A 7,668-nucleotide genomic window follows, 5' to 3' on the forward strand; every position below is an offset into this window, starting at 1 on the left:
CGGGCCCGCGGGAAGTCCCCCAACTCCAATCGAGCCATGGCCAAGGTGGTGTGGGCGCGCACTTCTTCATCGACCGCTTCCGCGAGCCGGGCGGCGTCTGCGAGGTCGTCCACTTGGGCGAGCTGCGCCGCGCTCAGGGCCTGATCGGCTGCGTCCACCGCGGGCCCCGCGCGCGCGGTCTCGCGATAGGCCATGGCGATCGCATTGCGCAGGATGGCCAGCACCAGGTGTTCGCCCTCGGCCGTCGCACGTTCGATGGCCGCTCCCACCCCTGGCGCCTCGGGGTCGTTCTGGTCGATAATCGCATCACGAAGCGTCCTGGCGTGTATCACGGACCCGGTTGCGCCCTCTTCCGACGTGTACGACCCGCTCACATCGCCTCCGTCCTCGACCGCTTGGAGAGATCATGTCGCACGACGAGTTCATCAAGGTCACGCGCGTGCCCTGGCGCGACCAGATCGGTGGTCGTTTGGTCGGCCGCCTTCGGGACGTGTTCGACCAGCAGCCGAAGGACGGCGGCGACGACCCGTTCACCGAACGCGACACGCGTGCGGCGCTGGAGACGTATGCCGAGTTCCAGCAGACCGATTCCGACTTCGGATACAGCCCGCTCCAGGACCCCAGCGGCCCGCGCGGGCTGGTCGTCACGATCCGGCCCCGAGAGCTCTCTCGCCTCGCCGTCGACGGCCGGCTGATCATCCAGACCAGCCAGTACGACCGGATCAAGTCCTGGCTGGCCGACCAAGGCATCTCGATCGAGACCCAGGAGGACGACCGGTGGGGACTCGGCGTGAGCCTGCTCGGTCTGGCGGGGAGCGACCCGCAAGCTCTCTACACCGCGATCGTGAACGAGTCGGAAAATCCCACGCCGGGCAGCGATCCGTTGGCCATGAGCCTGGACGATGTGACCTACGAGAACATCGTCCTCAAACCGGCGCCCCCCGTGCGTCCGCTCGCCGGCGGCGGTCAGGCCGGCCGGGCGGAGAGTCTCGGGCCACGCCCCACGGGGACCGGCCGGGGCAAAGGCATCACCGTCGGTGTCATCGACGGCGGCTTCGAGCCAGCGGACGCCCCCAAAAGGACGGACGGCTGGCTCGACAATGTCACGACGGTCACCGACGGTTACTCCTCGCTGACCCAGGCCGCCCCCGGCGTGCTCGACCCGGGCGCGGGACACGGGACCTTCGTCACTGGTGTTCTCCTGCGCCACGCGCCCGACGCCGAGATCCGCCAGTATCGCGCCGTCGACTCCCACGGCTTCGGCAGTTCGTGGCGGCTGATGGATTGTTTGATGCAGGCGGTCGACGACGGCTGCCAGATCCTCAACTGCTCACTCGGTTTCGAGGACCCCCACCTGGTCGGCAACCCTGCCTTATCAGCCGCCCTGCACCGCATCCGCCAGGACACCGACGTGCTGATCGTCGCGGCCGCGGGCAACAGCGGGACGACGACGCCCATGCTTCCCGCCGCCCACAAGGCGACCGTCGGCGTGGGTGGCACCGAGACGGACCTCGACCCGCTGGTCTGGTCCAACCGCGGCCCGTGGGTCGATTGCTCGACCATCGCCGACCCCGTGACCAGCATCTATGTCGTCGACCCCGCCGACCCGGGTGGCGACGTCAACCCGTGGGGCACGTGGTATGGCACCTCCTTCGCCGCCCCGAAGGTCACCGGCGAGCTCGCGACCCTGCTCGGCCAGCAGCTGGCCCCGGACGACGCCTTGGAGCACCTCTTCGCGACGTCACCGCGGCCGCCGAGCTCGGCATACGGCTATCTGTTGGATCTGTCGTGAGCGACCCGACCCTCGACGATGTCACCGACCTTGTCCTCGCGGCCCGCGAGGGGGACGAGGCCGCGTGGAGTGCCCTTGTCGATCGCTACGCGCGATTGGTGTATGCCGTTGCCATCCGCTGCCGCCTCAGCAGCACCGACGCTGCGGACGTCTCCCAGACCGTATGGCTGCGGCTCGCCGAGAATCTCGGCCGCCTGCACGAGCCGTCGCGGGTCGGTGCGTGGCTGGTCACGACGACCAAGCGCGAGTGCCTCGCGCTGATCCGGGCGCGGGCCCGCTATGAACCGGTTGACGTGACCGAGATGCAGATCGTCGACACTGGGGCTGGTCCGGTCGATCAGGTGACCCGGCAGGAGACCATCCTGGAGGTCGCCGGCGCGTTCGCCCTGCTGACCGAGCGCTGCCGCGAGTTGCTGCGCCGACTCGTGGTGGAATCCGAGAGCTACCAACAGATTTCGGCCGATCTACAGATGCCGATCGGATCCATCGGGCCCACCCGGATCCGATGTCTCGCTATCCTGAAACGACACCTCGAGGAGGCCGTCGATGTCACCCGATGACCTCGTGCTCGGCGAGGGCGACCGCCAACTGCTCGCCCTGCTCGCTGAGTTGACCCGCGACGAGGACGCGATGCCGCAGACCGTTGCGGACGCCGCCAAGGCCCTCCACGACTGGGTCGGCGTCGATGCCCGCCTGGCCGCGTTGACCGAGGATGCCATCCTGACGCGGGGGGACGGCGCGTCCTACTCCTTCGCCTTCGGGCCGCTGCGGCTGCGGGCTGAGGTCGAGCCTGCCGGCTATCGCCGCCGGCGGCTGGTGCTCGTCGCGCACGATGAGGAGGCAGCGGCCGCGGCCGAGGAGATCAGCGTGCAGTTCCCCGACGGGCAGACCGTCCAGGTGCCCCCGGACCGGTTCGGGGAGCGCATCACGCAAGTGCCCGCGGGCAGCGTGCGGATGATTGCCGTCTTCGTCTCGGGCGCGGTCATGACCCCCTGGTTCGCGGTCTGACGAGGGGTTGCGGCATCGGGCGGGAAGCTGAGGCGACCGCGAGCGCGGGGGATCAGCGGGGCTCGGGGAGGGGGGCTTCGGCAGACAGGTGGCCGGGCCCGGGCAGGGGGCGCCGGGGTTCGCGCACGCCAGCAGCGCCGTCATCGCCCCCGCCGTCCCCGCTGCCGGGCAGGTAGTCAGACCCGACCAGCACCCGCCCACGAGCCCGGCGCTGCCGGTAGGTCGTCATCACGCAATCCTCGCGGCGCCGCGGACCCCAGATCTTGCGGACGTGATCCCGCGCACCGGCCTCGTCCGCAGCCTGGATGCCTCTGCGGGTGAACAGCATGTGCCCGCGCAGATCGCGGATCTCGACGTCATAAGTCCCCATGCCCCATGGTCACCCCGGTGACTCACGACGGCAAGACCGCGACATCTCAATCTGTGAGATCGCGAACGCACAGGTCAGCCACCCCGTGAGACGAAAATCTCACATAGTGAACGAAATGGGGCGTTGTCCTTGCTGCAATGCCTGCTCGCCGCCGGCGCGGGTGCCGGCGGCATCGTCGCGGCCACCGACGCGGGAAAGACATAGGTGCGCCCGACCTGACCGCTGTCATCAACTGTGCCGATTGGGGAATCGCCAATGACGGCTGCCCCGGCACGGGCGCTGCCGCCGGCGCGTGCGATCTGGGTGACCGCGAGTGCCGGCCCGCCGACGATGGCGATGGGTGCGGTAACGAGTGCGGCGAGGACGGGACGAAGACCGGATATCACTTCTCCCCTGCGAGTGGACGGCATGCGAGTGCCGCACCCGGGCGACACTCCACCCGCCCAGGCGCCGAGACCAACGCGAAGGTTGTGCCGGATGATTCTGGTCTCGCGGTTTGGTACGACCCCCGCGGAGATGCGCTGGGCCCCAGGCCCCGGGTCGGTGAAACTCGTTGGCGTGCCTCAGAAGTCGCCGGCGTCGCGGCGCAACCGTCCGAGCACCCGGACCAACTGACCCAGGTCGCGTTCGCCGAGCCCGGGGTCGGTGAAGACGTCGCGGTTGAGGACCTCGGTCGCCTTTGCGGCGATCTCGCGCCCGCCCGGCGTCAGTTCGACGATCGTCGCGCGCCGGTCGCTCGGATGCGGCAGCCGACGGACGTATGCCGCGCCCTCCAGCCGGTCGACGGCATTGGTCACGCTGGTCTGGTGGACCTGCAGACGCTGCCCGATCAGCGACATCGGCAGCGAGCCGCGCTCAGAGAAGACGAGCAGCATCAGCACCTCGTAGCGGGCGAAGGTGATGCCCACTGGCCGCAGGGCGTTCTCGACCCGCATCGACATGATCGCTTGCGCGCGCATCAAGGAGGTCACCGCCGCCATCCCGTCGGCGCTGTCCGCCCACCCGTGCTCGACCCACTTGCGCCGGGCTTCGGCGATGGTGTCGAGGGGGCGCGGCTCGGGCATACGGCCGAGGGTAGCGGAGATGCATGGAAGTCCATGCATCCTCGCCTATAACAGACAGCTGGCGAAAAATGCATGGACGTCCTAGTATCCGACGTACATAGAGCGCCGGCCGAGGCGCCACGGACCGCGATGGAGCCGTCGATGAGTGACAAGCCCGCCCTGCACGTCCCGACCAACCCGGTGCGATTCGTCACTGCGGCAAGCCTTTTCGACGGTCACGACGCAGCCATCAACATCATGCGACGGCTGCTGCAGAGCCAGGGCGCCGAGGTCGTCCACCTCGGCCACGACCGCAGCGTCGCCGAAGTCGTCACCGCGGCCATCCAAGAAGACGTCCAGGGCGTGGCGATCAGCTCCTATCAGGGCGGCCACGTCGAGTACTTCACCTATCTCGCCGAGGAACTCAAGGCGCGGGGCGCAGGCCACATCAAGCTGTATGGCGGCGGGGGTGGCGTGATCGTCCCGTCCGAGATCGAGCAACTCGCGTCCGTCGGGGCGCACATTTTCAGCCCGCAGGACGGCCAGCGGCTCGGCCTGCCCGGGATGATCAACGAGCTGATCGCCGAGTGCGATACCGACCTCGCCGAGTCCGGCGTTGACGTCGAGGCCCTGCTCACCGGCGAGGAGCGCGCCCTAGCCCGCGTGCTCACCGTCCTCGAGGCCGGTCACGATGCCGCCCTCGCCGACACCGTCCGCGCCGAAGGTGGCCGCCGCACCGTCCCGGTCCTCGGCATCACCGGCACCGGCGGCTCGGGCAAGTCTTCGCTCACCGACGAACTCGTCCGCCGCCTGCGCCGCGACGCCCAGGACAAGATCCGGGTGGCCGTGCTCGCCGTCGACCCGACCCGGCGCAAGGGCGGCGGTGCCCTGCTCGGCGACCGGATCCGGATGAACTCCATCGAACCCGGTGTCGTCTACTTCCGCTCGCTCGCTACTCGCCAGGCCGGCGCCGTGGTCCCGCCGGCACTCGATGAGATGATCGCCGCCACCAAGTGCGCGGGCTTCGACCTGGTGATCGTCGAGACCCCCGGCATCGGCCAGGGCGACGCGGCCATCACCGACCACGTCGACGTCGCGCTCTACGTCATGACGCCCGAATACGGCGCCGCGAGCCAGCTCGAAAAGATCGACATGCTCGACTTCGCCGATGTCGTCGCCATCAACAAGTTCGAGCGCCGCGGCGCTGACGATGCCCGTCGCGATGTCGCCCGCCAACTGGTCCGCAACCGGCAGGTCTTCGGCACCTCGTGGGAGGACATGCCGGTCTTCGGCACCAGCGCCGCACGCTTCGACGACGACGGAGTCACCGCGCTCTATCAGCACCTGAAGTCGCTGCTCACCGCCAAGGGCCTGCCGGAGTTCGAGGGCACCTTGCCGAGCCCCGCGACGAAGATCTCCAGCGGCCTGACCTCGGTGCTGCCCAAGGGCCGCGAGCGCTATCTCGCCGAGATCGCCGACACCATCCGCGGCTATCACCGCACAACGGCCGCCCAGGCCAAGGCCGCCCGGACCGTCCAGCAGCTCAACGCCACCCAGTCCCTGCTCGCCCACGCCGCCAAAGACACCACCGACGTCGAGGCCCTCATCGCCGATGTCGAGTCCGGCGTGAGTGCGGACGCTCGTGCCGCCCTCGCCCAGTGGCCGGCCACGGTCGCGTCGTATGACGGCAACGAGCAGGTGTATGTGGTGCGCGGGAAGGAGATTCGCACCCCGTTGACCAAGGTGACCCTCTCCGGGACGCACGTGAAGCGGGTGGCCTTGCCACGGCATACCGACCATGGGGAGTTGTTGCGCTTCCTGCGCAGCGAAAACCTGCCCGGCTATTTCCCGTTCACCGCGGGGGTCTTCCCGTTCAAGCGCGCGGGCGAGGCGCCAGCGCGGATGTTCGCCGGCGAGGGCGACCCGGCGCGGACCAACCGGCGCTTCAAGCTGCTCTCGGCCGGCAACCCGGCGACCCGCCTCTCGACGGCTTTCGACTCGGTCACGCTCTATGGGCGCAACCCTGACCCCCGGCCCGATGTCTACGGCAAGGTCGGCACGTCCGGCGTCTCGGTGGCGACCCTCGATGACATGAAGGTGCTCTACGGCGGCTTCGACCTGTGCTCGCCGACGACCTCGGTGTCGATGACGATCAACGGGCCCGCGCCGACGATCCTCGCCATGTTCCTCAACACCGCGATCGACCAGCAGCTCGACCGCTTCCGCGAGGAGGAGGGACGCGAGCCGGATGCCGCTGAGGCAGAAGAGATTCGGGCGCGCGCGCTCTCGACGGTCCGCGGGACGGTGCAGGCCGACATCCTCAAAGAGGACCAGGGCCAGAACACCTGCATCTTCTCCACCGAGTTCGCGCTGCGGGCGATGGCGGACATCCAGGAGTGGTTCATCGCCCATCGGGTGCGCAACTTCTATTCGGTCTCGATCAGCGGCTATCACATTGCCGAGGCGGGGGCGAACCCGATCAGTCAGCTCGCCTTCACCCTCGCCAACGGCTTCACCTATGTCGAGGCCTACCTCGCCCGCGGCATGACGATCGATGAGTTCGCGCCGAACCTCTCCTTCTTCTTCTCCAACGGGATGGACGCCGAATACAGCGTGATCGGCCGGGTCGCCCGCCGCATCTGGGCGGTCGCGATGAAGGAGCTGTATGGCGCGGGCGAGCGCGCCCAGAAGCTGAAGTACCACGTGCAGACCTCGGGACGCTCGCTGCACGCACAGGAGATGGACTTCAACGACATCCGCACGACTCTGCAGGCGCTGTGCGCGCTCTACGACAACGCCAACTCACTGCATACGAACGCGTATGACGAGGCGATCACCACCCCGACTGCGCATTCGGTGCGACGGGCGCTCGCGATCCAACTGATCATCGACCAGGAGTGGGGCCTGTCGATGAACGAGAACCCGCTGCAGGGCTCGTTCATCATCCAGGAACTCACCGACCTGGTCGAGGAGGCCGTGCTCGCCGAGTTCGAGCGGATCGCCGACCGCGGTGGCGTGCTCGGGGCGATGGAGACCGGCTATCAGCGCGGCAAGATCCAGGACGAGTCCATGCTCTATGAGCACCGCAAGCACGACGGATCGCTCCCGATCGTCGGCGTCAACACCTTCCTGACCGACGACCACAGCCACGACACCCAGAGCGTGGAGCTGGCGCGCGGGACCGAGGAGGAGAAGCAATCGCAGCTGACCCGGCTGCGAGCCTTCCACGAGGCGCACCGGGACGAGGCGCCGGCGGCGTTGGAGCGGCTCAAGGCGGCGGCGACCTCAGGGGGCAATGTGTTTGCAGCTCTGATGGACGCGGTGCGCGTGGCCAGCCTCGGCCAGATCAGCGACGCGTTCTTCGAGGTGGGCGGCCAGTACCGCCGCAACGTCTGACCACCAAACCGTCGAGAGGCCGATTCAGACCCGTCGAGTGGACGGCGCAAGCTTGTCCA

The 7,668-nt window shown here is 68.6% G+C and carries 7 protein-coding genes; 4 read left to right on the forward strand and 3 right to left on the reverse strand.

Going from position 1 to position 7,668, the window contains the following annotated elements:
* The coding region (locus tag PKH97_RS11225) for a hypothetical protein (RefSeq protein ID WP_324387523.1) at positions 1-269 on the reverse strand (269 nt) is incomplete at its 3' end.
* 137 nt (positions 270-406) lie between these two features.
* Between PKH97_RS11225 and PKH97_RS11230 the strand changes: the two genes are divergently transcribed.
* Genes PKH97_RS11230 through PKH97_RS11240 form a run of 3 tightly spaced genes read left to right on the forward strand, consistent with a single transcriptional unit; the run spans position 407 to position 2,800 of the window.
* Positions 407-1,792 carry a S8/S53 family peptidase gene (locus PKH97_RS11230; RefSeq protein WP_324387524.1) on the forward strand — a complete coding sequence of 462 codons (1,386 nt, stop codon included), beginning with the start codon at positions 407-409 and terminating at the stop codon, positions 1,790-1,792.
* Positions 1,789-2,352, forward strand: a complete 564-nt coding sequence (locus PKH97_RS11235; RefSeq protein WP_324387525.1) for a sigma-70 family RNA polymerase sigma factor — start codon at positions 1,789-1,791, stop codon at positions 2,350-2,352. The genes PKH97_RS11230 and PKH97_RS11235 overlap by 4 nt, the downstream gene beginning before the upstream one ends.
* Positions 2,339-2,800 (forward strand): hypothetical protein, encoded by a 462-nt coding sequence (locus tag PKH97_RS11240; protein WP_324387526.1) that lies wholly within the window; start codon positions 2,339-2,341, stop codon positions 2,798-2,800. Before PKH97_RS11235 ends, PKH97_RS11240 begins: the two co-directional genes overlap by 14 nt.
* A 52-nt stretch (positions 2,801-2,852) precedes the next feature.
* Here PKH97_RS11240 and PKH97_RS11245 read toward each other — a convergent pair whose 3' ends face one another.
* Both PKH97_RS11245 and PKH97_RS11250 read right to left on the reverse strand, forming a co-directional pair.
* Positions 2,853-3,170, reverse strand: coding sequence for a hypothetical protein (locus PKH97_RS11245; RefSeq protein WP_324387528.1), 318 nt, complete (start codon positions 3,168-3,170; stop codon positions 2,853-2,855).
* 563 nt (positions 3,171-3,733) lie between these two features.
* The gene (locus tag PKH97_RS11250) at positions 3,734-4,234 is read right to left on the reverse strand and encodes a MarR family transcriptional regulator (protein WP_324387529.1); all 501 of its coding nucleotides are present in this window, start codon (positions 4,232-4,234) and stop codon (positions 3,734-3,736) included.
* Positions 4,235-4,375: 141 nt separating this feature from the next.
* Between PKH97_RS11250 and icmF the strand changes: the two genes are divergently transcribed.
* Positions 4,376-7,609, forward strand: coding sequence for a fused isobutyryl-CoA mutase/GTPase IcmF (gene icmF, locus PKH97_RS11255; protein ID WP_324387530.1), 3,234 nt, complete (start codon positions 4,376-4,378; stop codon positions 7,607-7,609).
* Positions 7,610-7,668: the final 59 nt, after the last annotated feature.

The sequence above is a fragment of the Nostocoides sp. genome (assembly GCF_035343835.1).
Taxonomy (GTDB): domain Bacteria; phylum Actinomycetota; class Actinomycetes; order Actinomycetales; family Dermatophilaceae; genus Nostocoides_A; species Nostocoides_A vanveenii.